28 protein-coding genes and 2 tRNA genes are annotated in these 25,698 nt (G+C 56.4%); 16 read left to right on the top strand and 14 right to left on the bottom strand.

Annotated elements, in window-relative coordinates:
• The first annotated feature begins 114 nt into the window (after positions 1-114).
• Complete coding sequence (locus CPH57_RS05590; protein WP_033642615.1) at positions 115-1,428, top strand: MFS transporter; 1,314 nt, start codon at positions 115-117, stop codon at positions 1,426-1,428.
• Positions 1,429-1,502: 74 nt separating this feature from the next.
• A complete protein-coding gene (locus tag CPH57_RS05585) occupies positions 1,503-2,006 on the top strand; it encodes a DedA family protein (RefSeq protein ID WP_033642614.1) in 504 nt (167 codons plus the stop codon).
• A 220-nt stretch (positions 2,007-2,226) separates the two neighbouring features.
• Here the strand turns inward: CPH57_RS05585 and CPH57_RS05580 are convergent.
• Positions 2,227-2,302, bottom strand: a tRNA-Arg gene (locus tag CPH57_RS05580).
• Positions 2,303-2,652: 350 nt separating this feature from the next.
• Here CPH57_RS05580 and cycA point away from each other — a divergent pair.
• Positions 2,653-4,053: a D-serine/D-alanine/glycine transporter gene (gene cycA / locus CPH57_RS05575; RefSeq protein ID WP_033642613.1), complete on the top strand. Its 1,401-nt coding sequence runs from the start codon at positions 2,653-2,655 to the stop codon at positions 4,051-4,053.
• A gap of 50 nt (positions 4,054-4,103) precedes the next feature.
• Here the strand turns inward: cycA and CPH57_RS05570 are convergent, their stop codons facing one another.
• The gene (locus CPH57_RS05570) at positions 4,104-5,027 is read right to left on the bottom strand and encodes a DMT family transporter (protein WP_069100861.1); all 924 of its coding nucleotides are present in this window, start codon (positions 5,025-5,027) and stop codon (positions 4,104-4,106) included.
• A gap of 67 nt (positions 5,028-5,094) precedes the next feature.
• On the opposite strand from CPH57_RS05570, the gene CPH57_RS05565 reads away from it, so the two are divergent.
• Together CPH57_RS05565 and CPH57_RS05560 are read left to right on the top strand one after the other, a co-directional pair.
• On the top strand, positions 5,095-5,670 hold the full coding sequence (locus CPH57_RS05565) for a helix-turn-helix domain-containing protein (protein WP_033642611.1): 576 nt from the start codon (positions 5,095-5,097) through the stop codon (positions 5,668-5,670).
• A 117-nt stretch (positions 5,671-5,787) separates the two neighbouring features.
• Positions 5,788-6,255 (top strand): helix-turn-helix domain-containing protein, encoded by a 468-nt coding sequence (locus CPH57_RS05560; protein WP_069100862.1) that lies wholly within the window; start codon positions 5,788-5,790, stop codon positions 6,253-6,255.
• Here CPH57_RS05560 and CPH57_RS05555 read toward each other — a convergent pair.
• Positions 6,239-7,162, bottom strand: coding sequence for a LysR family transcriptional regulator (locus tag CPH57_RS05555; RefSeq protein WP_096242119.1), 924 nt, complete (start codon positions 7,160-7,162; stop codon positions 6,239-6,241). The genes CPH57_RS05560 and CPH57_RS05555 overlap by 17 nt on opposite strands.
• 68 nt (positions 7,163-7,230) lie before the next feature.
• On the opposite strand from CPH57_RS05555, the gene CPH57_RS05550 reads away from it, so the two are divergent.
• From CPH57_RS05550 to CPH57_RS05535, 4 genes are all read left to right on the top strand, one after another.
• Positions 7,231-7,848, top strand: a complete 618-nt coding sequence (locus tag CPH57_RS05550; RefSeq protein WP_096242118.1) for a LysE family translocator — start codon at positions 7,231-7,233, stop codon at positions 7,846-7,848.
• 78 nt (positions 7,849-7,926) lie between these two features.
• A complete protein-coding gene (gene wrbA / locus CPH57_RS05545) occupies positions 7,927-8,526 on the top strand; it encodes an NAD(P)H:quinone oxidoreductase (RefSeq protein WP_033650699.1) in 600 nt (199 codons plus the stop codon).
• A 236-nt stretch (positions 8,527-8,762) separates the two neighbouring features.
• The gene (locus CPH57_RS05540) at positions 8,763-9,077 is read left to right on the top strand and encodes a hypothetical protein (RefSeq protein WP_016928271.1); all 315 of its coding nucleotides are present in this window, start codon (positions 8,763-8,765) and stop codon (positions 9,075-9,077) included.
• Positions 9,078-9,265: 188 nt separating this feature from the next.
• Positions 9,266-10,066 (top strand): DNA/RNA non-specific endonuclease, encoded by an 801-nt coding sequence (locus tag CPH57_RS05535; protein ID WP_033650698.1) that lies wholly within the window; start codon positions 9,266-9,268, stop codon positions 10,064-10,066.
• Positions 10,067-10,139: 73 nt separating this feature from the next.
• Here the strand turns inward: CPH57_RS05535 and CPH57_RS05530 are convergent, their stop codons facing one another.
• The 8 genes from CPH57_RS05530 to CPH57_RS05495 all read right to left on the bottom strand — a co-directional run bounded on the left by CPH57_RS05530 (position 10,140) and on the right by CPH57_RS05495 (position 17,692).
• Entirely contained in the window at positions 10,140-10,577 is a 438-nt protein-coding gene (locus CPH57_RS05530; RefSeq protein ID WP_197665001.1) for a helix-turn-helix transcriptional regulator, read from the bottom strand.
• A gap of 169 nt (positions 10,578-10,746) precedes the next feature.
• A complete protein-coding gene (locus CPH57_RS05525; RefSeq protein ID WP_049866670.1) occupies positions 10,747-11,271 on the bottom strand; it encodes a hypothetical protein in 525 nt (174 codons plus the stop codon).
• Between the two features lie 136 nt (positions 11,272-11,407).
• Positions 11,408-12,472, bottom strand: a complete 1,065-nt coding sequence (locus CPH57_RS05520) for a fimbrial protein (RefSeq protein ID WP_004928073.1) — start codon at positions 12,470-12,472, stop codon at positions 11,408-11,410.
• A 15-nt stretch (positions 12,473-12,487) separates the two neighbouring features.
• Positions 12,488-14,983 (bottom strand): fimbria/pilus outer membrane usher protein, encoded by a 2,496-nt coding sequence (locus CPH57_RS05515; protein ID WP_033642603.1) that lies wholly within the window; start codon positions 14,981-14,983, stop codon positions 12,488-12,490.
• Between the two features lie 14 nt (positions 14,984-14,997).
• A complete protein-coding gene (locus tag CPH57_RS05510) occupies positions 14,998-15,693 on the bottom strand; it encodes a molecular chaperone (protein WP_033644245.1) in 696 nt (231 codons plus the stop codon).
• 54 nt (positions 15,694-15,747) lie between these two features.
• Positions 15,748-16,344 carry a fimbrial protein gene (locus CPH57_RS05505; protein ID WP_369825806.1) on the bottom strand — a complete coding sequence of 199 codons (597 nt, stop codon included), beginning with the start codon at positions 16,342-16,344 and terminating at the stop codon, positions 15,748-15,750.
• A gap of 820 nt (positions 16,345-17,164) precedes the next feature.
• The gene (locus CPH57_RS05500) at positions 17,165-17,377 is read right to left on the bottom strand and encodes a hypothetical protein (protein WP_004928089.1); all 213 of its coding nucleotides are present in this window, start codon (positions 17,375-17,377) and stop codon (positions 17,165-17,167) included.
• 227 nt (positions 17,378-17,604) lie between these two features.
• Positions 17,605-17,692: transfer RNA gene (locus CPH57_RS05495), tRNA-Ser, on the bottom strand.
• Between the two features lie 229 nt (positions 17,693-17,921).
• On the opposite strand from CPH57_RS05495, the gene yccA reads away from it, so the two are divergent.
• Both yccA and tusE read left to right on the top strand, forming a co-directional pair.
• Positions 17,922-18,581, top strand: a complete 660-nt coding sequence (gene yccA, locus CPH57_RS05490) for an FtsH protease modulator YccA (RefSeq protein ID WP_033642602.1) — start codon at positions 17,922-17,924, stop codon at positions 18,579-18,581.
• 110 nt (positions 18,582-18,691) lie between these two features.
• Positions 18,692-19,021 carry a sulfurtransferase TusE gene (gene tusE, locus CPH57_RS05485; RefSeq protein ID WP_033642601.1) on the top strand — a complete coding sequence of 110 codons (330 nt, stop codon included), beginning with the start codon at positions 18,692-18,694 and terminating at the stop codon, positions 19,019-19,021.
• A gap of 34 nt (positions 19,022-19,055) precedes the next feature.
• On the opposite strand, the gene yccX is transcribed toward tusE, so the two are convergent.
• A complete protein-coding gene (yccX, locus tag CPH57_RS05480) occupies positions 19,056-19,334 on the bottom strand; it encodes an acylphosphatase (protein WP_033642600.1) in 279 nt (92 codons plus the stop codon).
• Between the two features lie 93 nt (positions 19,335-19,427).
• Here yccX and rlmI point away from each other — a divergent pair, with 93 nt between their 5' ends.
• Both rlmI and hspQ read left to right on the top strand, forming a co-directional pair.
• Positions 19,428-20,618 carry a 23S rRNA (cytosine(1962)-C(5))-methyltransferase RlmI gene (gene rlmI, locus CPH57_RS05475; RefSeq protein ID WP_042784137.1) on the top strand — a complete coding sequence of 397 codons (1,191 nt, stop codon included), beginning with the start codon at positions 19,428-19,430 and terminating at the stop codon, positions 20,616-20,618.
• Between the two features lie 60 nt (positions 20,619-20,678).
• Positions 20,679-20,996, top strand: coding sequence for a heat shock protein HspQ (hspQ, locus tag CPH57_RS05470; RefSeq protein ID WP_004928104.1), 318 nt, complete (start codon positions 20,679-20,681; stop codon positions 20,994-20,996).
• Between the two features lie 58 nt (positions 20,997-21,054).
• On the opposite strand, the gene CPH57_RS05465 is transcribed toward hspQ, so the two are convergent.
• Entirely contained in the window at positions 21,055-21,468 is a 414-nt protein-coding gene (locus CPH57_RS05465; protein ID WP_033642598.1) for a CoA-binding protein, read from the bottom strand.
• A gap of 256 nt (positions 21,469-21,724) precedes the next feature.
• On the opposite strand from CPH57_RS05465, the gene CPH57_RS05460 reads away from it, so the two are divergent.
• Complete coding sequence (locus CPH57_RS05460; RefSeq protein WP_096242117.1) at positions 21,725-22,390, top strand: DUF2057 family protein; 666 nt, start codon at positions 21,725-21,727, stop codon at positions 22,388-22,390.
• A gap of 121 nt (positions 22,391-22,511) precedes the next feature.
• Entirely contained in the window at positions 22,512-22,970 is a 459-nt protein-coding gene (locus CPH57_RS05455) for a methylglyoxal synthase (RefSeq protein ID WP_033642596.1), read from the top strand.
• 33 nt (positions 22,971-23,003) lie between these two features.
• Here the strand turns inward: CPH57_RS05455 and helD are convergent, their stop codons facing one another.
• A complete protein-coding gene (helD, locus tag CPH57_RS05450; RefSeq protein ID WP_096242116.1) occupies positions 23,004-25,058 on the bottom strand; it encodes a DNA helicase IV in 2,055 nt (684 codons plus the stop codon).
• A 166-nt stretch (positions 25,059-25,224) separates the two neighbouring features.
• Here helD and CPH57_RS05445 point away from each other — a divergent pair, with 166 nt between their 5' ends.
• Positions 25,225-25,677 carry a YccF domain-containing protein gene (locus CPH57_RS05445; RefSeq protein WP_025302313.1) on the top strand — a complete coding sequence of 151 codons (453 nt, stop codon included), beginning with the start codon at positions 25,225-25,227 and terminating at the stop codon, positions 25,675-25,677.
• Positions 25,678-25,698: the final 21 nt, after the last annotated feature.

Below are 25,698 nucleotides of genomic sequence, written 5' to 3'. Positions count from 1 at the left end.
TTAGACCTTTAAGGCTCACGCAGAAAAGCCATGTCATCGCCGCATGATGGGCCACGGCGCCAGGACGATCCTTATGACCGACGTTTATCATTCTCAGAAGAGAGGTTACCGCCAGTGAATCACGCCACCTATGCCGCTCCAGCGCTCAACGCCGCCATCCGCAAAACCTGGCGCAGACTGGTGCCATTGATGTTCGCCATGTACTTCATTGCGTTTATCGACAGGGTCAACGTCGGCTTTGCCAAAGACGCGATGGCCATCGATATCGCGCTGTCGCAATCCGCCTTTGCGCTGGGCGCGGGGATATTCTTTGCCGCCTATGCGCTGTTCGGCATTCCGGCCAACCTGTTGATGAATCGCTGGGGCGCCAAACGCTGGCTCAGCGCCACCACCGCGCTGTGGGGGGCATTGTCGGCCTGTACCGGGCTGGTGGCCAACGAGCAGCAATTTATTGTCCTGCGCTTTCTGCTGGGGATCGCCGAAGCCGGCTTTTACCCCGGCATCCTGCTGCTGGCGTCGATCTATTTTCCCAATAAGGTACGCGCCTCGGTCATTGGCATTTTCGTGCTTGGCGTACCGGCGGCCCTGACGCTCGGCTCACCGCTGTCGGGGGCCTTGCTGGAGATGCACGGCGTGCTGGGTAAGCCAGGCTGGTTCTGGATGTTCGTGCTGGAAGGGTTGCCGGCCGTCGTCCTCGGCGTCTTCGCCTTTTTCTATCTCGACGATAGCCCAGGGCAGGCCCGCTTTCTGACCGAGGAAGAACGTAATGCGCTGGTCACACAGCTGGCCGCTGAACAGCAGCGTACCGAAACCAACAGCGTTAAAGCGGCGATGAGAAGCGGCAAAGTTTGGCATCTGGCGTTGATCTACGGCACCCTGCAAATCGGCGTATACGGCCTGATGTTTTTTCTGCCGTCGCAGATCGCCTCGCTGATGGGCACCCATCTCGGCTTCAAGGCCTCGTTGGTGGCCGCCATTCCCTGGGCATGCTCCGCGCTTGGCGTCTATTTCCTGCCGCGCTATGCCGACAGAAAAACCGCCAGAAGATTGCCGATCGCCGTTGGCTGCATGGTCGCGGCAGCGCTGGGGTTGGTCGTCTCTTCCTATGCCGGCCCGTTGCTCGCTATCGTCGCCCTGAGCTGTTGCGCAGTCAGTTTTCTGGCGGTACAACCCATTTTCTGGACGTTTCCCGCTCAGCTGCTCACCGGTCCGGCGCTGGCGGCCGGCATCGGTTTTTGCACCACGCTCGGCGCCGCATTCAGCTTTTTAGCCCCGCTGATCCGCACTGAGGCGGAACAGCGTTTTCACAGCCCGCATGCCGGGCCGCTGGTGCTGGCCGCCTTTTCGCTGCTGTGCGCCGTGCTGTTAGGGGCGCTCAGACATCGGCATGCTGAGGCACGTAAGCAAGACGCAGAGATAACCGGATAGCGACGCGTTATTTAGCCATTATTGAACCTGCGGATGGGACACTGACAGTCAGCCCTCTCGCCCACAGGTGTTAAATGGATGAATTGACGCACATTATCGCCAAATACAGCCCGGAACCGGAGATGTTGCTGCTGCTGATTTTCCTGTTCGCGCTGGGAAAATCCGTGATCGTGGTGTCCTCCGTCCTGCCGCCTGCCTCGGTGACGCTGCTGATGGGCATCCTTGCGGGCAAACATGCGCTGCCGATCGGCGCGGTTTGGGCGGCCATCGCCCTTGGCGCGGCGTTGGGCTCAATCCTGTCTTTCCACTGCGGCGCACTGCTCTGCCGTCGCGATCTTGGCCGCCGGCTGCCGGCACGCTTTCACGCCCCACTGCGCAAAGCGCAACGTTCCTTGCAAAAGCGCGGGCTGCCGCTGCTGTTCGCCTCGCGTTTTCTGGCGGTGATGCGTTACACCGTGCCGCTGATGGCCGGCATGCTGCAACTGCCGGCGAGGCACGTCTATGCCACCGCCGCACTCTCAGCCGCCGTTTGGGCACTGCTCTTGATGTCGGCCGCGCATGTGTTCCCCGTTTCTTGACCTGAAAGATTCTTGGGCAAATGCCCCATCCCTGCGCCGACGTTGCGCCAGCGCACAGCCTCCCTTGCCGTATAAAGTACGGTGCAACATCGCAGTTTGCGCCAGATCACCTTTCTGAACATCAGTCGAAAAATGCGAATTTTTTTGCAGAATACGCGCTTAAAACGGCGCCATGAGGGCACAATCAAAGAAATGTCTGAGCGTAACACGCTGATTTGGTTGGCGGGCCGTACAGGGGGCGAACCTCTGTCTCGTTGATTAGGCGTCAACGGCTCATCCGCCTGAGCTAACGGCCCAACGAGATAAATCGCCCTTCTTGTCAGCCTCGCTGTCAAACGCTTACACCCATTACTTTTTCTCATGCGAATTTTACAACCCTTTGTTTAATCAACGAGATAAGCCGCATAAGGTCTGTTAATCCCACCGTTTGAAGAGTAATCTTCCGCTCCCTGAACGTCCGATTTGCCTCCTCTCGTGTAAAGATTGATCGACTTTTATCCCGCGTATAAATGTTGTAAACATGTTGCACAAAGGTGGCGTTATTGCACTACCTTACTAAAGCCGGACCAACCGGATAAATGTATAAAAAAGAGCCACTTCAGAGCTCACGACTTCACTAATGACAGGTAAAACAGGACATCATCAGATGGTAGATCACTCTAAAATAGCGACTGACGCGACGCCCGCTTCAGAAGATCATCTACGGCGAAACCTCACTAACCGACATATTCAACTGATCGCCATCGGCGGCGCCATCGGCACCGGTCTGTTTATGGGTTCCGGTAAAACCATCAGCCTGGCAGGCCCTTCGATCATCTTCGTGTACATGATCATCGGCTTTATGCTGTTCTTCGTGATGCGCGCCATGGGCGAGCTGCTGCTGTCCAACCTGGAATACAAATCGTTCAGCGATTTCGCCGCGGATCTGCTCGGCCCGTGGGCCGGCTTCTTCACCGGCTGGACCTACTGGTTCTGCTGGGTGGTCACCGGCATCGCCGACGTCGTGGCGATCACCGCCTACGCCCAGTTCTGGTTCCCTGAACTGTCGCAGTGGATCGCTTCGCTGCTGTGCGTGCTGTTGCTGCTCGGCCTTAATCTGGCGACGGTGAAGATGTTCGGCGAAATGGAGTTTTGGTTTGCGATGATCAAAATCGTCGCCATCGTCGGGCTGATCGTCGCCGGGTTGGTGATGATCGCCATGCAGTTCCAGTCGCCAACCGGTACCGTAGCCTCGTTCACCCATCTGTGGAATGACGGCGGCATGTTCCCGAAAGGCATCAGCGGTTTCTTCGCCGGCTTCCAGATCGCGGTATTCGCCTTCGTCGGCATTGAACTGGTGGGCACCACCGCGGCGGAAACCAAGGATCCGGAGAAGTCACTGCCACGCGCCATCAACTCGATTCCGATCCGCATCATCATGTTCTACGTGTTCGCCCTGATCGTCATCATGTCGGTGACGCCGTGGAGCTCCGTAGTGCCGGACAAGAGCCCGTTCGTTGAATTGTTCGTGCTGATTGGCCTGCCGGCCGCGGCCAGCGTGATCAACTTCGTGGTGCTGACCTCCGCCGCCTCCTCCGCCAACAGTGGGGTGTTCTCCACCAGCCGCATGCTGTTCGGGCTGGCGCAGGAAGGCGACGCGCCGAAATCGTTCGCCAACCTGTCCAAGCGCGCGGTGCCGGCCAACGGCCTCACCTTCTCCTGCATCTGCCTGCTGGGCGGCGTGGTGCTGATTTACCTGATCCCGAACGTGATGACGGTCTTCACCCTGGTGACCACCGTGTCGGCGATTCTGTTCATGTTCGTCTGGACCATCATCCTGTGTTCGTATCTGGTCTACCGCAAACGGCGCCCGGCGCTGCACCAGAAATCGATCTACAAAATGCCGGCCGGCAAACTGATGTGCTGGGTGTGCATGGCGTTCTTCGTGTTCGTGTTGGTGCTGTTGTCGCTGCGCGAAGACACCCGCCAGGCGCTGATCGTCACCCCGCTGTGGTTCATCCTGCTCGGCCTGTCTTACGTGTTCCTGCGCAAGAAGAAAACCGCGTGATGCAAAAAGGGGCGGATATCTCCGCCCCTTTGCTCTTTTTTGCCTCTGCGCTAATCCGCTTCCGTCGCCACCGCCGCTTTCCCCTTGCGCCGTACGCGCAGCTCGCTGACCACCACCCCGATCACAATCAACGCGCCCCCCAACAACGCCACGCCCGGCAAACGCTCACCGGCGAGCCGCCCGACGATGCCCGCCCAGACCGGTTCGCCGGCGTAGATCACCGTAGCGCGCGTGGGTGAAACGCTGCGCTGCGCCCAGTTCATGGTCAGCTGGATCAACGCGCTGGCCAGCCCCAGCCCAATGGCGCTGTACAGCAGGTAATCCGAATACGGCGGCGGCGATTCGCCGGTCGGCGCCATCATCAAAAATGAGGCCAGCGAGGCGGTCGCCAGCTGCACAATGGTCACCCGGCGGATATTCACCTTGCCGGCAAAGGCGCCGATTAGAATGATCTCTGCCGCCATGCCCAGCGTGCCGGCCAGCGTCAGAATTTCGCCGAGGCTCAGCGACATGTCCGTGCTGCTCGGCGCCGCCAGCAGCATCAGGCCGGTAAAGGCCAGCAGAATACCGATCCACGACATGATGCCGGGGAACCGCCCCAGCACCAGCCATTGCAACAGCGGCACGATCGGCACGTACATGGCGGTGATGAACGCCGATTGGCTGCTGGTAATCGTCTGCAGACCGACGGTTTGCATGCTGTAGCCGAACATGATCGCCAGCCCGATCAGTATGCCTGCCTTCAGTTCATACAGGGTCAGGCCGCGCAGCACGCGCAGCGAAAACAGCGTCAACGCCAGCGTGGCGGTGGCGAAACGCAGACCGACGAAAAAGAACGGCCCGCTGACTTGCATCGCGTGATGCACGGCCAAAAAGGTGCCGCCCCAGATCATGGTGATGAAAATCAACACCGCTTCCGGCAACCTGATTTGCGGAACCACGGCGGAAATAAAGGATTTTTTTGCTGCTGACACCGGCTTGCCCTTCCTGCTGAGTGCAATATAATGCACAGTTCCTGCCAGTATGAGATAAAGTCCGGCGATGAGCAATACGGCGCATAACGCGAAAACCGATCCCCCCAAAGTGCTGCAGTACCTGAGCAGCAATCTGCGCGGCTACCGCCAACAGGCGGGCCTGAGCCAGATGGCGCTGGCCGAACTTTCCGGCGTCAGCCGCCGCATGCTGGCGGGCATCGAGGCCGGCGATCGCAACGTCAGTCTGGCGGTGCTCGACAAGATCGCCGCCGCCCTGGCGATTTCGTTCACCGATCTGATTCAGGCGCCAGAGGCTCGCGGCAGCCATCTGGTAGGCGAGTTGGCCTGGCAAGGCGCACAGCCGGGCAGCCAGGCGCTGTTTGCCGCCAGCGTACCGGCGCGCCAACGGGCCGAGCTGTGGGAATGGACGCTGATGCCGGGCGAGCGCTACGACTCGGCGCCGGACGCCGAAGGCTGGAGCGAGATGATCTACGTGATTGCCGGCACCCTGACGCTGGAACTGGAACAAGGCACGCTGACGCTCAGCGCCGGCGCCACGCAAACCTTCAACAGCGATCAGCGCTACGCTTACGCCAACCACGGCGATCTCCCGCTGCGCTTTATCCGCAACGTCGCCTTCTGACTGCCCGCCGGCCCGCGCCGGCGGCGGATGTCGTGTCGCTGTCGTGCCGCTGTCGTGGCGCCGCTACCCCGCGCCTCCTACACTGGATGACAGTGACAGCGAACTCGGGAGTGCACCATGCAAAAGTACCGCATCAGACCATTACGCTTGGAAAAAGGCTGGTCGCAGGAGCAGTTGGCGGCCATCGCCAGCCTCAGCACCCGCACCGTACAGCGGATTGAAAACGGCGAACAGGCCAGCCTGGAAACCTTGACCGCGATCGCCGCCGCACTGGGCGTGCAGGTCAGCGATCTCAACGCGCCGCCGCAGACACCGCAGGAGGAGACGCCTGAGGCGCAGCGCCTTCGTCGCCAGGTTGCGGCAGAGGGCAAGCTGCTGAGCATGGCGGTGCGTTTCGCCGTCATCGGCGCGATATTGCTCGCTGTCAACGTCTTTACCCACCCGCACTATCTCTGGGCGCTATGGGCGATCGGCGGCATGAGCCTCGCGCTGATCATGCGGGCGGTGCGCACCCTGCTGCTGCGCAACGTCTTCAGCCGCTGGCAAGAACAGCGGCTGGCGCAAAAACTCAGACGCCTGCCGTGAGCGTTAGCCACTCGGCCAGCCGGGCCAACGCGCTGCCCGGCACGATAGGCTGCGGCGACAGCAGGTAATAGCCGCTGCCGTCGGGCGTAAAACCGAACGGCGCGCTCAACAAGCCGGCGGCCAGATCGTCTCGCACCTGCAGCCATGGGCCGATTGCGATACCAAGGCCGGCTACCGCGGCCTGCAGACTGAAATAGAAATGGTCAAAGCGCTGTTCCGGATGCCCCGCCAATGTCACCCCCTGCTGATGCGCCCAGTGCCGCCAGGCATCCGGCCGGGTCGCGGCATGCAGCAGTTTGGCGCCTGGCCGCAAAAGCCGCCGTCCGTCCACAGAGGCCGTCAGCCTCGTCAGCGCCTCGGGTTGGCACACCGGCCCGACCTTTTCATTGAACAGCGCCAGGCTATGCGCCTGCTTTCCCCAATCGAAGTCATTGCGCCGGATCGCCGCCGTGATGCCGTCATGGAACGAAAACGGCCCGCCGCCCGCCACCAGCTGTAAGTTGATGTCCGGGTGCGCCCGCTGAAAAGCCGGCAAACGCGGGATCAGCCAACGCATCAATAAGGTCGGTTCACAGGACAAGATCAGCGGCGCATTGAGCGCCTGCTGGCGCAGCTCCAGCGCGGTATGGTCCTGAATGCCGAAGGCCTGCTGTGTCGCCTGAAACAGCTTGCGGCCCGCCGCCGTGAGCAGTACTCGCCTATGGCGGCGCTCAAACAACGCCACGCCCAATTCCTCTTCCAGCGCCCGCACCGCCCGGCTGATGGCGCCATGTGTCAAATTCAGCCCCTGCGCCGCCTGGGTGAAACTTTCCAGCCGCGCGGCGGCCTCGAAGCAGCGCAGCCCGCCCAGCGGCAATGGCCTGGCTCTATTGCGTGAGTTTTTCTCACCGATATCGTCACTATTCATCGTTTGTCACCGAGAAAAATTACTCTTATAAATCAGTCACTCTATTGATAAAAATCGCAAGGATAACTATGACTGAACTCATCGCTGTCGTCACCATTACTTTACTCGCTGTAATCAGCCCCGGACCGGATTTCGCCATGGTATCGCGCAACAGCCTGCTGCTCTCCCGCCGCGCCGGCATCTTCACCGCCTGCGGCATTGGCGCCGGCGTACTGGTCCATGTCAGCTATACGCTGATTGGCGTCGGCGTGTTGATCCAACAGTCGCCCTGGTTGTTTAACCTGCTCAAAGGCATCGGCGCCGCCTACCTGATCTACCTCGGCTTTACGCTGCTGCGCAACGCAACCCATCACGACGCCGCGCCCACCACGACGCCGGCCGCCATCAGCGATCTCGCCGCCCTGAAAACCGGCTTTCTCACCAACGCGTTAAACCCGAAAACCACCATCTTCATCGTCAGTCTGTTCATGCAGGTGGTCTCTCCCCACACCGCGCTCGGCGTACAGATCGGCTATGGCCTCTTTATCGCCGCCGTCCATGTATTCTGGTTCGCCGCCGTCGCGCTGCTGTTTTCCGCGCCGGGCGTCAATGCGCGCTTTTTGCGTTTGCGCCGCGGCATCGATCGCACCTTTGGCGGGCTGCTGATTGTCTTTGGCGCCCTGTTGGCGATCGCCGGCATCAGGTAACGCCACGACGCCAAGTTCGTCATTCGCTTCTATGCTTATCAGGGGTTTTTGTTAATCATCTGAGCGGGAGTACGAAACATGACGAAACTGTTGGTGCTTTATTACTCAATGTACGGCCACATCGAACGCCTGGCGCAGGCGGTGGCCGAAGGGGCGAATCGGGTCGATAACGTGGACGTAACGGTCAAACGCGTGCCGGAAACCATGACGCCGGAAGCCTTCGCCAAGGCCGGGGGCAAACAACACCAGCAGGCGCCGGTCGCCACCCCGCAAGAGCTGGCGGACTATGATGGCATTATCTTCGGTACGCCGACCCGCTTCGGCAACATGGCCGGACAGATGCGCACCTTCCTCGATCAGACCGGCGGCCTGTGGGCTTCCGGCGCGCTGTACGGCAAGGTGGGCAGCGTATTTTCCTCCACCGGCACCGGCGGCGGCCAGGAGCAAACCATCAGTTCGACCTGGACCACGCTGGCGCACCACGGCTTCATCATCGTGCCGATCGGCTATGCGACGCCGGAGCTGTTTGACGTTTCGCAGGTGCGCGGGGGCACCCCCTATGGTGCGACCACTATCGCCGGCGCCGACGGTTCGCGACAGCCGAGCAACGAAGAGCTGACCATTGCCCGCTATCAGGGCGAGCACGTGGCGAAAATCACCGCCAAGCTGAAAAGTTAATCGCCCCCCTGCACCCGTGATTCAAAGGGCCGCGCATTCGCACGGCCCCATCTTGTTGCCGACCCGCCGCAAGGTTAGAATGCCCCTCCCCCGGCCATTCAGCGTCTGAAGGCCAGGCCCGAATTCGTTCTGCCCGTCGCTTGTCAGCCTTAGGCGCGAGGACGGGCGCTCTGTTTTTTGCGCACAGCGAAGGGAATAAGTCAGTGTCTAAAGATTTTGATGAACTAATAAGAGACATGGATCTTATTATTGAAAATGTAGACAGCTTCAAGGCTCTGGCTCCGCGCGCGCCCGAGCCGGCTCCGGCCCCGCCGCCGCCGGTTCATCACTACGACTCGTTCTGCGAGAACATCGCGCTGAAAGTGGTCTTGAAGGTGCTGCTGTCTTCGGTGGACAAGATAGTCAAAGTGCAAATCGCCAACAAAGTCGAGCAAGAGATCGCCCAGATTGAACAGCAGGTGGTGCGCGCCGGCGGCGGGCCGGTATCACCGGACGATCTGGCGCAGATGACGCACTACGTTCGCCGCACGGTCAACGACCTGCTGGAATAACCCCCTTTTGAAACGGCGTCTGTTGGACGCCGTTTTTATTTCTGCCGACTTTAACGTGCGGTATCGCTGTACCATGACTGACACATTCACAACATGAATGTGTTGCATTGTTGTATTCGTTTCACTGCGATAAGTTTAATTTACTGTAAATATATACAGTATTTTTTTAACTTATTGAGGATATGAATATGCGCTTTAACAACAAGATGTTGGCCCTGGCCGCCCTGCTGTTCGCCGCACAGGCGTCGGCCGAGACGCTCGAATCTATCGACAACTGCGCGGTTGGCTGCCCGACCGGCGGCAGCAGCAATGTGTCGATCGTGCGTCATGCTTATACGTTGAACAATAACAGCACCACCAAATTCGCCAACTGGGTGGCCTATCACATCACCAAAGACACGCCGGCCAGCGGCAAGACGCGCAACTGGAAAACCGACCCGGCTCTCAATCCGGCAGATACCCTGGCCCCTGCCGATTACACCGGCGCCAACGCGGCGCTGAAGGTCGATCGCGGCCATCAGGCGCCGCTGGCCTCGTTGGCCGGCGTTTCCGACTGGGAATCGCTGAACTACCTGTCCAACATCACGCCGCAAAAGTCCGACCTGAACCAGGGCGCCTGGGCGCGGCTGGAAGATCAGGAGCGCAAGCTGATCGATCGCGCAGACATCTCTTCGGTCTATACCGTGACCGGGCCGCTGTATGAACGCGATATGGGCAAACTGCCGGGCACCCAGAAAGCACACACTATCCCCAGCGCCTACTGGAAGGTGATTTTCATCAACAACAGCCCGGCGGTGAACCACTATGCCGCTTTCCTATTCGATCAAAACACGCCGAAGGGCGCCGATTTTTGCCAATTCCGCGTGACGGTGGACGAGATCGAGAAACGCACCGGCCTGATCATCTGGGCTGGTCTGCCGGACGACGTACAGGCTTCGCTGAAGAACAAGCCCGGCGTTCTGCCGGAGTTGATGGGCTGCAAAAACTGACGGAAAAACCCGCTTCGGCGGGTTTATTTTACTCTGGCATCAGACGGCGCTCACTCTGCCAACGGCATCACGCTTACACTCGCTCATCTGCCGCAACAATAAATTGGTGAAAACGTTCGATTTCCAATTTACGCATGGCGTTCATTTTATGCTGGCTGACGGTTTTCTCGGAAATGCCCAACGCCTTAGCGACGCCGGTATTCGGTTTTCCCGCCAGCAGCATGGCCAACACCGAAAGCTCGCGCGGCGACAGGCTCTGCCCTTTGCAGCTCGCGGTGAACATTTTTATTGCCTCAACGAACGTCGTAAGACCGATGTTTTTTTTCAGACAGTTAAAATTCGCCAGTCGCGGCGTTTCCACGCCGGTTAAGACGATCGTATTGTCAGGCCTGTCGACAATATGCGATAAGAAATTCATAACCCGACAGATAGACGAGAAAGAGACGATGACCACTTCTGCATGACAATACATGGCATGTAATCCACGGCGTGCAGATGAATGCAGACCCATAACTTCAACGCCCTCCAACGACATTAAGATCTGCGATATGCCATAGAATAAATAGTAATCATCAGAAAATATAGCCACTCGCACAGGATCACCCCATTGCTATTTGTCATGGGCGCGTTTTTAACAACGCCCCCATGGCAGTCATGTCAATTAACTTTATTGGTCCGACTTACTTAAGTGAAGAACATAATGAGATCAGCAATGCGGACAGCGATGAGAGATATTTTTCATCCAAATTCATAATACCATCTTCACTGTATTTCACGTTATTATCTAGAATTTCATGAATACTCTCGACGGCGCATACGGCATCCTTCCAAACTACGCGCCGACCGAAAGGCGAAGCGCCGAGATATTGCGCGCTTTGGCGAAAACCAACGATAAAGTCGCGCAATATATCGAGCACAATCAATACTTCCTCCCTGCTGACACACCGCTTCATTTGCACTTTATCCAGGAAAACGCTGAGCGTGCTTTGTAAGGAAAACAGGTTCTTGAACAACCCGCCGGCGATATCCTTCGGTGTTTTCACGCTGGTTGATATGACAAAAGGGAGCTCTCCATGCTGCGAGATATATTGATAAAGCCCATTTATCGCCGTCGTCGGCTTAATATCCAAACCGCGAAGAATGACGTCAACCTCATCTTTTAGCGATTTTTCCACTTTGACACCGATCTGGATTTGTTCCGTCATACAATTCATCCTCAACATAGAGATCCGGATTAAACACCAATATTATTCAAGCAAATAATATTCGCCACCAATTACCATGTTAAGATTTTTCTTATATGTGGCAACCTGTTTTTTATTATTAAAAATAACAAAAGAATTATTTATATATAATGTTAAGCGTAGCCGATGTGTTAATTCCCCCGCTGCTCATTGCGGTGGGGCTGTAAGGATAATAATAGGCCGCCATGCCGATGGAAAATTGCGCATCCAAGGCATTGCCGGTTCCCACATGAAATAATGAAGTCGCCGCGCCTGGCGTCACGCTGGAAAGCGACAGCGTGACGGGATTATTCGGCGAAGCCGTCTTGACCAGCCGGATGCCAATGCCTTTTGCCGCCTCAGCGCTTTTATCAATCAAAACCGTATTATCCGAAGACAACAGATTATTGCTGGATAAAAACATATTGATATCCCGATCGGCCGTGCCGCCACTTTGCCGATTCTGGCAGCTGAAATTCAGCGTAAAGGGCGTCAGGCCATTTTGCGCCCCCTGAGTAATCTGCGATATCCCCAGCGTCGGCAACTTCACCGCCAGGCCGGCATTGTCGAAAGTGCAGGTCGTCATCTTGGGCGCATACTTGATGGTCATCGGCTGTCCGTACATATCGCGCTGATCGTAAGGCCAATTGAAACCGTTGAGCAGCCAGGTCAAGATCTTCACCAACTGCTTGGCGGGCCACAAAATGATCTCCAGCAAGGACATCCCGCTCAGATCGGTCACGAACATCACGTCCTTAAGGCTAACCGTGTCGCCGGGTATCGATGTGCCCGTCTTGCTGACCAGACTGAAACGAATATTCATCGGCTGATTCAATTCCGAAGCGGAGTGCGATCCCCAACCGCTAAGTTTTTTGTTGGCGATGTCGTTGGTTATTTCCGCGCGTATCCAATATTTACCGTTGTTGAATCCCAGAATGGTCGCCTTTGTGCTGTCGGTTGACAGGATGCGCGTATAGCCGAATTCGCTGCTCGAGGTTGAACAACTGAATGAACCGCTGTATTGCGTATAAAAACTGCCTTCCCAGACCGGTGTTTTATCGCTGAGCTTATCCGACAAATCGACGTAGATAGGCGGCGCATATTGGATGCCGTTGCCGTAGCATGAAGCGTAACTGTAACCGCTGAACAACAAGGACAGGGTCAGTGCGAGTATCCTGAGCATGGTGTAATTATCCTTTTATCGACATGTGTTGGCTGCGCTGTCCATCGAGATTTTCGGGCGTTCAATCTTGCAGACACCGTCATTCAGCCTGACCTCCAGCGACGTTGGCTGCTGCTCCACCCGCAGATACAGGACGCTGGCCTGCCCGACGAAGCCAATGGCATGCCCGCTTTGATCCGCCACCTCCGCACCAAATGGCAGGGGCTTATTGCCGCGCTTAAAGGCGCGCAGCGTATAAGGCCGACGCCGATCGGTTTCGAATCTCAAATAGTTGACGGCGCCGGCATAGGGCACGCTGTTGGCGATATTGCCGACGATCTCGGCGCCGGAACTGTTGCCGGTATCCGACAATGTCACGGAGTTTTGCCGGTAAGGCGTGGCGTAAGGCACCAAAGCCAGCCCTTCGTCGTTAGTGACGATGCTCTCGTCGCCGTTCACCATCAGCCCTTTGGCCTTGGGCGCGTCCACCACCATCATGGTGTTGCCCATTTCGTTGGACGCCAGCAAATGCCAAGGGATCGCCACCAGGCTGCCGCGGGCGCTCATGCCCAACTGTCGATAGTCTGATGATTCACTGTAGGAGCCGCCGACGGTCGTCGCGTTGGCGCGATAGGCGGCATTCACGCTCGCCATGCTGTTGCCGCCGCTTTGATTGCTGCCGGCAAGCGCATAACTCAGACGGTTTGACTCCAGCGCATTGCCGCTCAGGCTCAGCGAGCTTTGCTGATAGTGCGAATCGGTGGCGGATAAGCTGGTGCTGAGATAGGCATTGTTGTCGAACATCGACAACGGCACGCTCAGAGAGAGATAAAACCGCGTCTCTTCTTTGCGATCGGAATTTCTCACGCGACTCGCGGAAATGTTGTAACTGACCCGCGCGAAGGCATTTGAATACCCGAGCTGGTATTCCCGGCTTTTATTCGTATCCGACCAATAGTCGCGCTGGGTGCCGGAGAAATAGAGCGTGCCCCACCCGTCTGCGAGCCTCTGATTTAGGTTCAAATTGAAGGTATTGCGCGGACGAGCGGCGCGAACGGCGTCCCAGGTATTCAAATCCAGCGGGGCAAGCTCATCGTCATCCCGATCGTTCCAATAATCGTGAAAGCGCTTGTCACGCTCGCGGTAGCCTTGATGGGTGTAGATGGCATCGTTGAAACTGTAATAACCTTTGGTCGAATAACGGTAAGCCGCCAGCGTGAAGTTGGTTGCGGTAGCGTCCAAAAACTTGCTGTAGGCGATCCGAAAACTTTGCCCATTCTCGTTGCGATCCTGCAAATGCGTCGAGGCCTGAGTCACATCGACGGATACCGCGCCGAACGGCAGATTCCAGCCACTGCCCAGCAGCCAGGCGCGATAGTCCTCGCTGAGGATCGTACCGGCATAACCGGTGACCAGATTATTGAAGCCGTACTGCAGCGTGCCCTGCACGAAAGCGGGCGCATAGTCGGTATCCGCCTGATTGACCTTACCGGCCACCAGGCCATATTTGCTGACGCCCTGCTTCAACATGTTGGGAACGGCGGAAAACGGCACGGTAAAGGATTGTTCCCGCCCGTCGGCTTCCCTGACCACGACCAACAGATCCCCCGCAGAACCGGTCGGCAATATATTGTCCAGCGTAAAGGCGCCCGGCGGCACGTTCTCCTGATAGATGAGATTGCCGTTTTGCAATACTTTCACCAGGGCATTGCTCTGTGCCACGCCCCGTACTATCGGCGAAAAGCCCTGCTGCGAATTGGGCCGCATGTTGATATCCGAGGCTAAAGCGCCGCCCCGCACCCGAATCGAGTCGAACAAATCACCCGGCGAATAGAAATCGCCCATCGTCAGGTTCGATTTGATGGCGGCGAAGCCACGCTGCACATAGCGAGTATTATTTTGCCAATCGCTGCCTTGCCGCGAACTGCTGCGGAAATTGCTGCTGTCTCTGAATTGCCAACCCGCCAGATTGACCCCCGATTCCAAACCGGTATAGAAATCGTCGTTTGACGCCTTGTCGCCCTGCAACGACTGCACGTGGTAATAGGTGGCGTTATAGGCCAGCAGCAACGCAGGCACGCCGCGATCCCAAAATTTGGCGTCAACATAGCCGGCCTCTGCGCGAATCACTCGCGACTGGGGCACCGTCAGCTTAAGGCTCAACGTCCCCACATCGAAGTCCGCCCTTCCTCCTTGCACCAACGTTTGGACAGGGATCGGCCCCTTATCCACCCCGATGGACAAACGACTCATATCGATGCCCAACAGGGCGGCGTCACGATGGGCGATGCGAATATCGCCTTTATGTTCGCCGAACTGCAACGAGAACCGCCCTTTCCAACTCTGGTTGACATACACGTCGACCGTTTGCGTGCCTGCCGGCATGTCATTATTGAGGTAAAAACGCGACAGATCGGATTCGCTGGACGCGCCGGCCAATAGAGAAGTGTCGAATTTCATCGCCGATGCTTTATTTAACGGTATGAATACAGATGCGGTCAGTATCGAAAGCAATTTTAGTTTAAGCTTCATGGCCGTTCTTCACGTTAGCGGGCTGTAATGGCTTTAGATTTATAAGCCCCCAGGTCGTCGATATAGAGCAGGGTGTAGGGAATATTCCGGCTCACGCCAACTTTGGTCGGGGCAAAGAGGCTGGAATATGGCCCGACCATCACTGAATCGACCAACAGATTCTTTTTGCCTTTCTGATCAACATTGGCCAACGTAAAATAGTAAGGGCCTTTGTTGATAACCTTAAATCCCTTCCCCGCCGCCTGGAGTTCAATGAAGTCGGTGATGTTATTGACACTGCCGGTTAACCCTGCCGGGCGATAAAATAGCTTGATGCGTGATTTGATGGCTAATTGCAGCGTATTGACGCCCTGCAAATTCTCCGGCGTAGGCGGGATATCCAGCACATTCAAATAAAATACCGACTCACGATCGCCGGGAAGCGCCGCGTTCATTTTTTGTATGCGTAATTGCTGGCCATTATTTCCGGCAACTTTCACAACCGGCGGGGATAACAAGAACGGCACGTTTGCCGTTTCAGGCGTCGAGTTTATATCACCGTCATCAATCCATGCCTGCACCAGTGCCGGATCGTCACCATTGTTGACTAACTGAACGATAACATCCTTGTTTTTTTCCGGATAAATAACGCGCGTTCCATTAATTACAATATTGGCATCGGCGCAAAAGCTGCTGAGAAACAATCCAGCAAAGATTAAGCACTGTTTCATAGTCACCCCAGAAGCCAGGCCTTTGCCTTGGGCGCAGGCCTGGCTTAATTGCAATTACAGGTAAGAAATGGTGTAAGTCACGTTGGAACTCAATTCCCCCACTTTTGCTTCCAACGCATTGGTCTTGTAGTAATAGGCGTCCAGCGTCAGCGTTTCGGCATCCGGCGCCGTTTTATCGCCTTTGATCTTGGTGACATAAGGCACGTTCAACGGAATCGGCGTGGATGAACCCGGCTCAGCCAGAGAAAAACCGACGTTTTTCGCTACGGCGGCGTCGCTTTCATTCACGGAGCTGTTCAGCAGATATTTCCCGTCGGTAGAGATATTATTCGCCGAAGAGAAGTAGATCTTCAGCGGCGTACCGGCCGTTCCCGCCGCCGGCGTGCAGCCGGAGAACGTCAGCGAGAAAGATTTCTTGTTTTTGGTGATGGGGCCGACCACGGTGCCCGCATCAGTCACGGAAATCGGGCTGAGCGCAACGGTAAAATCGGCGCTTTTCCCGCCATTGATGGTACAAGTGGTATCCGTAACGGCACCGCTAAACGAAATAACGCCACCGGCGGAATTATCTGCCGCCGTTGCGCCCACAGATGTTAACGCGGCAGCCAATACCGCCAAAGAGATGCCTTGCTTAATCATAATAAACCCCATTACTTTCTTCGCTGAGAGAGCATATATAAAATGACCTACACCATTAAACCGTTTAGAGGCTAACGAAGCTTAGGCAATAGCAGAGTATTGACAGCATCCTGCCATCTAAAAGTTTATATGCGACGGTATATATTTATATATATCCAAGTGTATTCTAAAAGGTATCCGGCAATGGGAAAAATCTCATTCACCGCCAGATGCAGGACATATTAATTCCAAAGACAAAAAAATTGCAACATCGAATCAAATAATTTTCATAACAATAAAAAAAATGAATCGAGCAATGACCGGAAGGATGTGTGCCTTAAAAGAGTGAGTACGGCAGGCTGCTTACTGCGCGGGTTAAATGATGGCCGCCATTTCCTCATAAAAGCGCTTGTGGCATAAAAAACAAAAAGCCATTGATATAAAAAGAAAAAACACACAAAGAAAAATCTTAGATTCCTTAAACCTCCTCATCCCTCCACGTAAGGTTTACTTTTCCCCTACCTTAAAAATTATCCGACCTACCGCTATAGGAGTAGCCCGGAAATGCGATACTCTCTGCACATGAATATTCAGACACACAAGAAACAGCGTGCGAATTTTTCTTTGCTCAGTCGATAAGGATGAATTTTTCAGAGAAAAATATATCTTTCCCTATCAATATAAAACCCACCTTTAAAGTATATTAAAAAATATACTGAAAGATAATTCATTTAAATAAATCGCTACAGGGGTCAAACAAGATAGGGGAAAAGGGATGCATCGCGAGTAACGGCGGGAATAAAAAACCCGAGCGCCACAGGCTCGGGTTGATAGCAACACAGACATTCGACGATCAGAGCGGCTTTTCAGTCCGTACGATGCCGTGATTCTTCATCACCTCTTCCATCGTAAGGCTATCGTCATACGGCGTCTCGTCGACCACGACGTCTTTCGGACGCTCATAGGGTTTGGTCGCACGTTTGAACATCCACCACCATACGAACACCAGGAAAGCGCCGGACTTGAGAAAAATCATGGTCCATAGGGCGACTTGATACCAGTTCATCTCTGTCTCCTAAGAGTATTAAGCAAAATCGATAAGGCGGCGTTAATTATCGTGCCGGTCACGCCTGACAGCAGCAGGCATCCGAGCAGCCTGCCTTGATGACCGCATAATCTCACCGATGCGTAGCCCTTATCAATAGCCGTTCGCGTTTCCTGCGGGCGACCGTCAAGTTCTCAGCACGCAAAAGCAAAAAACCCCGCGCTCTAAGAGCGCGGGGTCAGAATGTATGGCGGAGGAGCAGAGATTCGAACTCTGGAACGGTTTCCCGTCGACGGTTTTCAAGACCGTTGCCTTCAGCCACTCGGCCACCCCTCCGCAACGACGCGCACTATAAACAGAGCTTATTCGCTTGTAAAGCCCAGGCGCGTTCAACCGCGCGAAAAATCGACGGAATGATGCAAGCCGGCGAACAAACGCGCGGCCGCTCCCCCCGCTGTTGCAACAATGATAACTAAGGGTAAAGATTGGTAAACAAACTTTAATCAAGCGCTTGCGCTGCCTATCATCGGGATTATTTTGTGATGGCCTGATAAGAGAGATCATTATGGACCGCATTGTCGTCTCGTCTTCCTCGCGCGACTCCCTGCTCAGCACGCATAAAGTCCTGCGCAACACCTATTTCCTGTTATCCCTGACGCTGGCTTTCTCGGCGCTGACCGCAACCGCCAGTACCCTGCTGGGCCTGCCTGCGCCGGGCTTGCTGCTGATGCTGGTTGGCTTCTACGGCCTGATGTTCCTGACGCATAAACTGGCCAACAGCCCGGCAGGCATTCTGGCGGCGTTCGCGTTGACCGGTTTCATGGGGTATGCCCTCGGCCCGATCCTCAGCTCGTTCCTGAACGCCGGCGCGGGCGATCTGATCATGCTGGCGCTGGGCGGCACCGCCGCGGTGTTCTTCTGCTGCTCGGCCTACGTGCTGACCACCCGTAAAGACATGTCGTTCCTGTCCGGCATGATGATGGCCGGTTTTGTGGTGCTGCTGGTGGCGGTGATCGCCAACCTGTTCCTGCAGATCCCTGCTCTACACCTGGCGATCAGCGCGCTGTTCATTCTGTTCTCCGCCGGCGCGATCCTGTGGGAAACCAGCAACATCATTCACGGCGGCGAGACCAACTACATTCGCGCCACCGTCAGCCTGTACGTATCGCTGTACAACATGTTCATCAGCCTGTTGAGCATTCTGGGCTTCGCCCGCAGCAACTGATCGCGTGTTACCCCGCCTTCCAGGCCCCGCTCCGGCGGGGCTTTATTTTTTGCGGCTGAAAAAATTTGCTAAACTGGCGGCCGTTCCGAATTATCCGTTATCGAGGCAGTATGTTGGAGTTTGAAGGTCGGGTTATCGACACTGACGCGCAGGGCTATCTGAAAAACAGCGCCGACTGGCATGAAGGCCTGGCGCCGCTGCTGGCCGCGCAGGAAGAGATCGTGCTCACCGAAGCACACTGGGAAGTGGTGCGCTTTGTGCGCGACTTCTATCAGGAATTCAATACCTCACCGGCTATTCGCATGCTGGTCAAAGCCATGGCGCAGAAATACGGTGAAGAAAAAGGCAACAGCCGCTATCTGTACCGCCTGTTCCCGAAAGGGCCGGCCAAACAGGCCACCAAGATCGCCGGATTGCCCAAACCGGTAAAATGCATCTGACCGCTCCGCCCGCAGCGCCGCTGCAGGCGAGCACTTAATAGCGAATGCCGAACCCGTCGTAGTCGGTCACGCCCTGCGGCTCCACCAGCACGCGTTCGACGCGCGCGCTGCGCGGGCCGCCCTGCTTCAGCCATGCGACCAGCGAGTCCACCTGCTCCTGTGTGCCGCAGGCCACCACCTGAACGCTGCCGTCATCAAGGTTGCGCGCATAGCCCGTCACCCCCAGCGCCTCAGCCTGCCGCTGAGTGGAATAGCGAAACCCTACCCCCTGCACCACGCCATACACATACGCAGCAATGCAAACTTGTGTCATAATCGCCCCCTTAATTCAGTTTTCGTTATGGCATTGCCGTGCCTTTGCACCGCCGTGTCACTCTTTCTATCCTAGCTGGCAGCATTATTAATTATGACCGTACGCCTGTTTCTCGCCAAAGGACGTGAAAAGTCCTTACTCCGTCGCCACCCTTGGGTGTTCTCCGGCGCCGTTCAACGCGTCGAGGGCAAAGCGCTCTCCGGTGAAACCATCGATATTCTCGACAGCCAGGGCAAATGGCTGGCTCGCGGCGCCTATTCGCCCGAGTCGCAGATCCGCGCACGCGTCTGGACTTTCCAGCAGGATGAAGAGATTAACATCGATTTCTTCATTCGCCGCCTGCAGCAAGCGCAAAGCTGGCGTGATTGGGTCGCGCAGCGCGACGGCCTGGACGGATACCGCCTGATCGCCGGCGAATCCGACGGCCTGCCGGGCATCACTATCGATCGCTTCCAGAATTTCCTGGTGCTGCAGCTGCTGTCCGCCGGCGCCGAATATCAGCGCCCGGCGCTGCTTTCCGCTCTGCAGCATTGTTACCCGGAATGTTCGATTTACGACCGTTCCGACGTGGCGGTGCGTAAAAAAGAAGGCCTGCCGCTGGCGCAGGGCCCGGTGCTGGGCGATCTGCCGCCGGAGCTGCTGCCGATCACAGAACACGGCATGAAACTGCTGGTGGACATTCAGCAAGGGCACAAGACCGGTTTCTATCTCGATCAGCGCGACAGCCGCCTGGCGGCGCGTAACTACTCCGCCGGCCGCCGGGTGCTGAACTGCTTCTCCTACACCGGCGCCTTCGCCGTTTCCGCTCTGATGGGCGGCTGCGCGCAGGTGATCAGTGTAGATACCTCGCAGGCGGCGCTGGATATCGCCAGACAGAACGTCGAGCTCAACAAGTTGGATCTGAACAAGGCAGAGTTCGTTCGCGATGACGTGTTCCAACTGCTGCGCAACTACCGCGCCCAGGGCGAGAAATTCGATCTGATCATCATGGATCCGCCGAAGTTCGTCGAGAACAAAAACCAGCTGGCCAGCGCCTGCCGTGGCTACAAAGACATTAATATGCTGGCGCTGCAGCTGCTGAACCCGGGCGGCATTCTGCTCAGCTTCTCTTGCTCCGGGCTGATGCCGACCGATCTGTTCCAGAAAATTTTGGCCGACGCCGCTGTAGATGCCGGACGTGATGTACAATTTATAGAACAGTTCCGCCAGGCTGCCGATCACCCGGTGATCGCCACGTACCCTGAGGGGCTGTATCTGAAAGGCTTCGCTTGTCGGGTGATGTAACTTGAAATGCGCTGCCTTGCCCCCATATATGAGCAAGGCATTGTTTCTCAGGAGGTCATCATGATTGCCAGCAAATTCGGTATCGGACAACAGGTTAGGCATAAACTGCTGGGGTATTTGGGCGTCGTTATCGATATCGACCCTGAATACTCTTTGGAACAACCCAAAGCTGACGAGATAGCGGCGAACGATGAACTGCGTTCCGCTCCTTGGTACCACGTGGTGATGGAAGACGAGGAAGGCCAACCGGTGCATACCTATCTGGCGGAAGCGCAGCTGGATGGCGAGCCCCAGGAAGCGCATCCCGAGCAACCATCGCTGGATGAACTGGCGGAATCCATCCGTCACCAGTTACAGGCGCCACGCTTGCGCAATTGACCGCGCCAAGACCTGAGAAACCCTGAAAGAGCCCGGCATCGCGCCGGGCTCTTTTTATTTAGCGCTCCAGCCCCAAACGCGGGATTTCGATTTTCGGGCAGCGATCCATCACCACCTGCAGCCCGGCCTGTTGTGCCAGCACTGCCGCCTGGTCATTAATCACGCCGATCTGCAACCACAGCGCCTTGGCACCGATCGCTATCGCCTCTTGCGCCACGCCGTAGGCTGCCTCCGAATTGCGAAAAACGTCGACCATATCGACCGGCTGCGGGATGGCGGCCAGCGTGGCATAAACCGGCTGCCCCAACAGCGTCTGCCCCGCCAGTTTTGGGCTCACCGGGATCACCTGATATCCCTGCGACAACAGATAAGCCATCACCCCATAGCTGGGCCGCGACGGGTTATCGCTGGCGCCCACCAGCGCGATGGTTTTCACCTGCTGCAATAACTCAACAATCTCTTGATCTTGCATCTTCAACTCCCGTTTATCACTGCGTCACTCTTCCGTTTCGAGTGTAACCGATCGGCATTCGCGCAGCTAAACGCTACGCGCAGGAAACTTCAGCGTAATCTTATGGTCTGAGGCTGTCGCGGTTCAGCCACGCACAGACGTGTCTAATTACAAATAAATATGTAAAAATGTAAATAAAATACCAGATTGAAAAATTTTGACACAACCTATGCCATGTTCAACACTTAGAGCTACGTCACTTTATAAGGAGATAATGATGAAATTTGGTCTGGTGGTTGCGGCGTTGCTCAGCATCAGCATGCCTGCCGCGGCTACGACCCTGAAACTCTCCCCGGACATCGATCTGCTAGTGGTCGACGGCAAGAAAATGACAGGTTCGTTGTTAAAAGGCGCCGACAGCCTTGAACTGGATGGCGGACAGCACCAGCTGCTGTTTAAAGTGACCAAAACCGTACGTTCCGGCCAGCATACGCAGGCCTATGCGTCCCTGCCGCTGGTTGCCACCTTCAATACGCAAAAGATCAGTCAGGTGGCGATCGAACTGCCGCGCATCGAGAACGATCGTGACACGCAACGCTTTGATAAAACGCTGAACTATCGGGTGGTGGATAAAGAGGGTAATGCCCTGCCGTTCCAGCATGATGTGCTGCATCCCGACAGTGTCACCTTCAATGCCGATTTGGAAAAGGTGATGACGGATTACAATCGCCAAAACCGCCCGGCTTCCGTCCCGCTTTTCGTCCAGCCGAACGCAGGCAACACAACAGCCTCCCTGCCGGCCGGCGCACCGGTGAATGCCCCGACGGTGACGCTGAAAGGTGAAAACGTGTCGGAACAGATGCTGCAATACTGGTTCCAACAGGCGGACAAGGAAACCCAGAAGCGCTTCCTGCACTGGGCCAACAAACAACCGGTTCGCTGATCCCTCCCGGCGCCTTAGCCGCGAAGGCGCCTTTTCTTCGCATTTTCAACTGCAAACGCTAGGCAGTGAAAAACAGTTTCAGTAATCTGTCGCACATCACCGATTAGCGAAGGACACTGAGATGGAATTGACCACCCGCACTATCGCCGAGCGCAAACACATTGCGCTGGTGGCGCACGATCACCGCAAACAGGCCCTGCTGGAATGGGTTGAAAGCCACAAGACCATTCTGGCGCAGCACCAGTTGTACGCCACCGGCACCACCGGCAACCTGATCCAGCGTGCCAGCGGCATTCCCGTCACCAGCATGCTGAGCGGCCCAATGGGTGGCGATCAGCAAGTCGGCGCACTGATTGCGGAAGGCAAGATAGACATGCTGATCTTCTTCTGGGATCCGCTGAACGCGGTTCCTCACGATCCGGACGTGAAGGCGCTGCTGCGGCTGGCGACCGTCTGGAATATTCCGGTAGCGACCAACCGTTCGACCGCTGATTTTTTGATTGACTCTCCGCTGTTCAAAAGCGAGGTGGCGATCGCCATCCCCGACTATCAGCGTTACCTGCAAGACCGCCTGAAATAGTCCTTTCGGCCTGGCTACCGCCAGGCCAGCTGCTTACGGTTTTTTCTGCACCGGAACGCCAAGCTCACGCAGGTGGTCGACGAACACCGAAGGACGTTCACGATCCTGCAACAGCCATACCTGATGTTTGGCGCGAGTCAACGCGACATACAGCAGACGGCGCTCTTCAGCATCCGGAAAGTCCTCCGGCTGCGGCAGTAACACCTCTTCCAACACCGACTCGCGCGCCACGGCGGGGAAGCCGTCACGCCCCTCATGCAAACCGGCGATGATGACGTATTCCGCCTGCTGCCCCTTGCTGGCGTGGATGGTCATAAACTCCAGATCCAGCTTTGGCCAGCGGGTGGCCGCTTTCGCCAGCGCTTCCGGTTTCAGATGGTGGTAACGCGCCAGCACCAGGATGCGCTCATCCGGCTTGGCGTAGCCGCTCAGCTTGTCCAGTAGCGGCTCCAACTGCTCGTGCGGCAGGATCGTCACCGACTTTTTATTGCCCTTGCTCAGACTATTGAGCGGTTTTTTCAGCTGGTGCGGGTTCTGCTGCACGAACCGGTTGGCCACCTCGCCGATGCGTTCATTGAAACGATAGGTGGTATCCAGCGCGCACTGCGCGCCTTCGCCGAAGTTCGTGGCGAAGGCCGTGGTTAACGTCAGTTCTGCGCCGCTGAAGCGATAAATCGCCTGCCAGTCATCCCCTACAGCAAACAGGCAGGTCTGCTTGTTCTGTCGGCGCAATGCCGCCAGCAAGAGCGCACGCTGCGGTGAGATATCCTGAAACTCGTCGACCAGAATATGTTTCCACGGGCTGACGAAGCGCCCCTTGTCGAGAATGTTGACCGCCTGATGGATAAGGCCGGAGAAGTCCACCGCCCCTTCCTCTTTCAAGGCGCTTTTCCAGGCTTTCAGCAGCGGCGCCATCAGCCTGATGCGTTTTGAAAACAGATCGCGGATTTCTTCATCCGCCTGCTCGATCATTTCCGCCTGGCTGCCGCCATGCATGCGCATCAGCCCCAACCAGCGTTCCAACCGGCTTGCCAGGCGATCCGCCAGGCGCTTATCCTGCCAGAAGTCGCCTTCCGGCACTTCCCATTCCAGCTCTTCGGTCAACCATTGACGCCACCCCTTGGCCTGCGCTTTCTTCTCCGCGCACTGTTGGCGCCAATGGGTGATCAGCAGCTCTTTGCGCGCTTTGGCATCGGTTTCCAACCGGCTGATGGCCGGCGCTTTGCGGCTGCCTTGTTGAATGATTTGCAGCGCCAAGGCATGGAAGGTCTTGGCCTGAACACCGACATCACCCAAACGTTCTTTGATGCGGTCGTTCATCTCGCCGGCGGCCTGACGGCCGAACGCCAACAGCAAGATTTGACCCGGCTCAGCCTCCTGACGACGCAGCAGCCAGCCGGCGCGCGCCACCAGCACCGACGTTTTGCCGCTGCCGGCGCCGGCCAACACCAGCACGGAATCCTCGCCATTGACCACCGCCCGGCTCTGGGCGTCGTTGAGCGGCGAACTCTCGACGGTCTGGAAGAAATCATGGTGTTGATCCAGCATGCGCTCGGTCCACTGCCGGTTGCGTTGCTCGATACTGCGCTCCCCCTGCTGCAACCATTGCAAACACAGATGGTAATCAGCCCGGCAGTTATCGAATTCCTCCAGGCGCGCCACCGGCATCGGCAGCGCGGAGAAAGCCTCGCGAATTTGCTGCTGCAACTTGCCCAGCTCAGACTTTTTGAACCATTTATCTTGTTGTTCAATGCGCTTAATCTGCGCCACCTGCTGTTGCAACACGCCGGCGCTGACGTCGCTCATCTCGGCGCTCCACTGCTGCCACGCCTGCTGCAGAAAGTGATAAAAACGCTGCGTTTCCTGCCATTCGGTGCCGTGCAACCGCACTACTTTTTCGTCCGGTAATTCAAATTCCAGCTCGCCCCAGACGATGCCACGCTTGCACCTGACCTGAATCAGTTGATTGAAGGGGATCAGGTATTCATGTTTTTCCCCGCTCACCTCAACGCCGGCGTGCAGCAACCGCACGCGGTTATAAGGGTGCTGAGCCAGGTGTTTCCCCAGCGATGTCGCTTTAAGTTCCATATCGTCGCGCCATGACTATGTTGAGATTAAATAACGGATATCTGCCAGTTTACCTGCGATAAGCAGTGGCACTCTAGCGCTAAAAAAAGGGTAGAATAGATTTTGCGTTTTTATCGTGAATACGCCCGCATCGCGGTTTGGCTATCATTAGAGCAGAATGACGTCTATGCGTACTGTACTGAATATTCTTAATTTTGTGTTGGGCGGTTTCTTCACCACGCTAGGCTGGCTTATTGCTACGGTGTTCAGCGTGCTGCTTGTCATCACACTGCCGCTTACCCGCTCCTGTTGGGAAATCACCAAGCTGTCGCTGGTGCCGTTCGGCAACGAAGCGATACACGTCGATGAACTGTATCCGGAAAAAAGCAATGCGCTGCTCTCCGCCGGCGGCTCGCTGCTCAACATTATCTGGCTGGTGCTGTTCGGCTGGTGGCTGTGTCTGTCACACATTGCCGCCGGTATCGTGCAATGCGTTTCAATCATCGGCATTCCGGTCGGCATCGCCAATTTCAAAATAGCCGCCATCGCGCTGTGGCCGGTGGGACGCCGCGTCGTCTCGGTAGAAATGGCTCAGCAAGCCCGTATTGAGAATGCTCGCCGCCACTATCAACAGCGTTAATTTTTTCTCCGTTTGAGGAGT

It is taken from the genome of Serratia sp. JKS000199 (assembly GCF_900215455.1).
Classification (GTDB): Bacteria; Pseudomonadota; Gammaproteobacteria; order Enterobacterales; family Enterobacteriaceae; genus Serratia; species Serratia ureilytica.
Note: the sequence above shows the minus strand (reverse complement) of the source record. Positions and strands in the feature narration are given on the sequence as shown.

Coding starts and splice junctions, on each gene's coding strand:
- CPH57_RS05565 (WP_033642611.1), top strand. CDS start 5,095: ATGAGCAATACGGCGCATAACGCGAAAACCGATCCCCCCAAAGTGCTG.
- CPH57_RS05460 (WP_096242117.1), top strand. CDS start 21,725: ATGAAATTTGGTCTGGTGGTTGCGGCGTTGCTCAGCATCAGCATGCCT.
- CPH57_RS05510 (WP_033644245.1), bottom strand. CDS start 15,693: ATGAAACAGTGCTTAATCTTTGCTGGATTGTTTCTCAGCAGCTTTTGC.
- CPH57_RS05540 (WP_016928271.1), top strand. CDS start 8,763: ATGGATCTTATTATTGAAAATGTAGACAGCTTCAAGGCTCTGGCTCCG.
- CPH57_RS05500 (WP_004928089.1), bottom strand. CDS start 17,377: ATGAACTGGTATCAAGTCGCCCTATGGACCATGATTTTTCTCAAGTCC.
- yccX (WP_033642600.1), bottom strand. CDS start 19,334: ATGACACAAGTTTGCATTGCTGCGTATGTGTATGGCGTGGTGCAGGGG.
- CPH57_RS05550 (WP_096242118.1), top strand. CDS start 7,231: ATGACTGAACTCATCGCTGTCGTCACCATTACTTTACTCGCTGTAATC.
- hspQ (WP_004928104.1), top strand. CDS start 20,679: ATGATTGCCAGCAAATTCGGTATCGGACAACAGGTTAGGCATAAACTG.
- wrbA (WP_033650699.1), top strand. CDS start 7,927: ATGACGAAACTGTTGGTGCTTTATTACTCAATGTACGGCCACATCGAA.
- tusE (WP_033642601.1), top strand. CDS start 18,692: ATGTTGGAGTTTGAAGGTCGGGTTATCGACACTGACGCGCAGGGCTAT.
- CPH57_RS05585 (WP_033642614.1), top strand. CDS start 1,503: ATGGATGAATTGACGCACATTATCGCCAAATACAGCCCGGAACCGGAG.
- helD (WP_096242116.1), bottom strand. CDS start 25,058: ATGGAACTTAAAGCGACATCGCTGGGGAAACACCTGGCTCAGCACCCT.
- CPH57_RS05520 (WP_004928073.1), bottom strand. CDS start 12,472: ATGCTCAGGATACTCGCACTGACCCTGTCCTTGTTGTTCAGCGGTTAC.
- CPH57_RS05455 (WP_033642596.1), top strand. CDS start 22,512: ATGGAATTGACCACCCGCACTATCGCCGAGCGCAAACACATTGCGCTG.
- cycA (WP_033642613.1), top strand. CDS start 2,653: ATGGTAGATCACTCTAAAATAGCGACTGACGCGACGCCCGCTTCAGAA.
- CPH57_RS05525 (WP_049866670.1), bottom strand. CDS start 11,271: ATGACGGAACAAATCCAGATCGGTGTCAAAGTGGAAAAATCGCTAAAA.
- CPH57_RS05445 (WP_025302313.1), top strand. CDS start 25,225: ATGCGTACTGTACTGAATATTCTTAATTTTGTGTTGGGCGGTTTCTTC.
- CPH57_RS05560 (WP_069100862.1), top strand. CDS start 5,788: ATGCAAAAGTACCGCATCAGACCATTACGCTTGGAAAAAGGCTGGTCG.
- yccA (WP_033642602.1), top strand. CDS start 17,922: ATGGACCGCATTGTCGTCTCGTCTTCCTCGCGCGACTCCCTGCTCAGC.
- CPH57_RS05535 (WP_033650698.1), top strand. CDS start 9,266: ATGCGCTTTAACAACAAGATGTTGGCCCTGGCCGCCCTGCTGTTCGCC.
- CPH57_RS05530 (WP_197665001.1), bottom strand. CDS start 10,577: ATGGGTCTGCATTCATCTGCACGCCGTGGATTACATGCCATGTATTGT.
- CPH57_RS05505 (WP_369825806.1), bottom strand. CDS start 16,344: ATGGGGTTTATTATGATTAAGCAAGGCATCTCTTTGGCGGTATTGGCT.
- rlmI (WP_042784137.1), top strand. CDS start 19,428: ATGACCGTACGCCTGTTTCTCGCCAAAGGACGTGAAAAGTCCTTACTC.
- CPH57_RS05465 (WP_033642598.1), bottom strand. CDS start 21,468: ATGCAAGATCAAGAGATTGTTGAGTTATTGCAGCAGGTGAAAACCATC.
- CPH57_RS05515 (WP_033642603.1), bottom strand. CDS start 14,983: ATGAAGCTTAAACTAAAATTGCTTTCGATACTGACCGCATCTGTATTC.
- CPH57_RS05555 (WP_096242119.1), bottom strand. CDS start 7,162: ATGAATAGTGACGATATCGGTGAGAAAAACTCACGCAATAGAGCCAGG.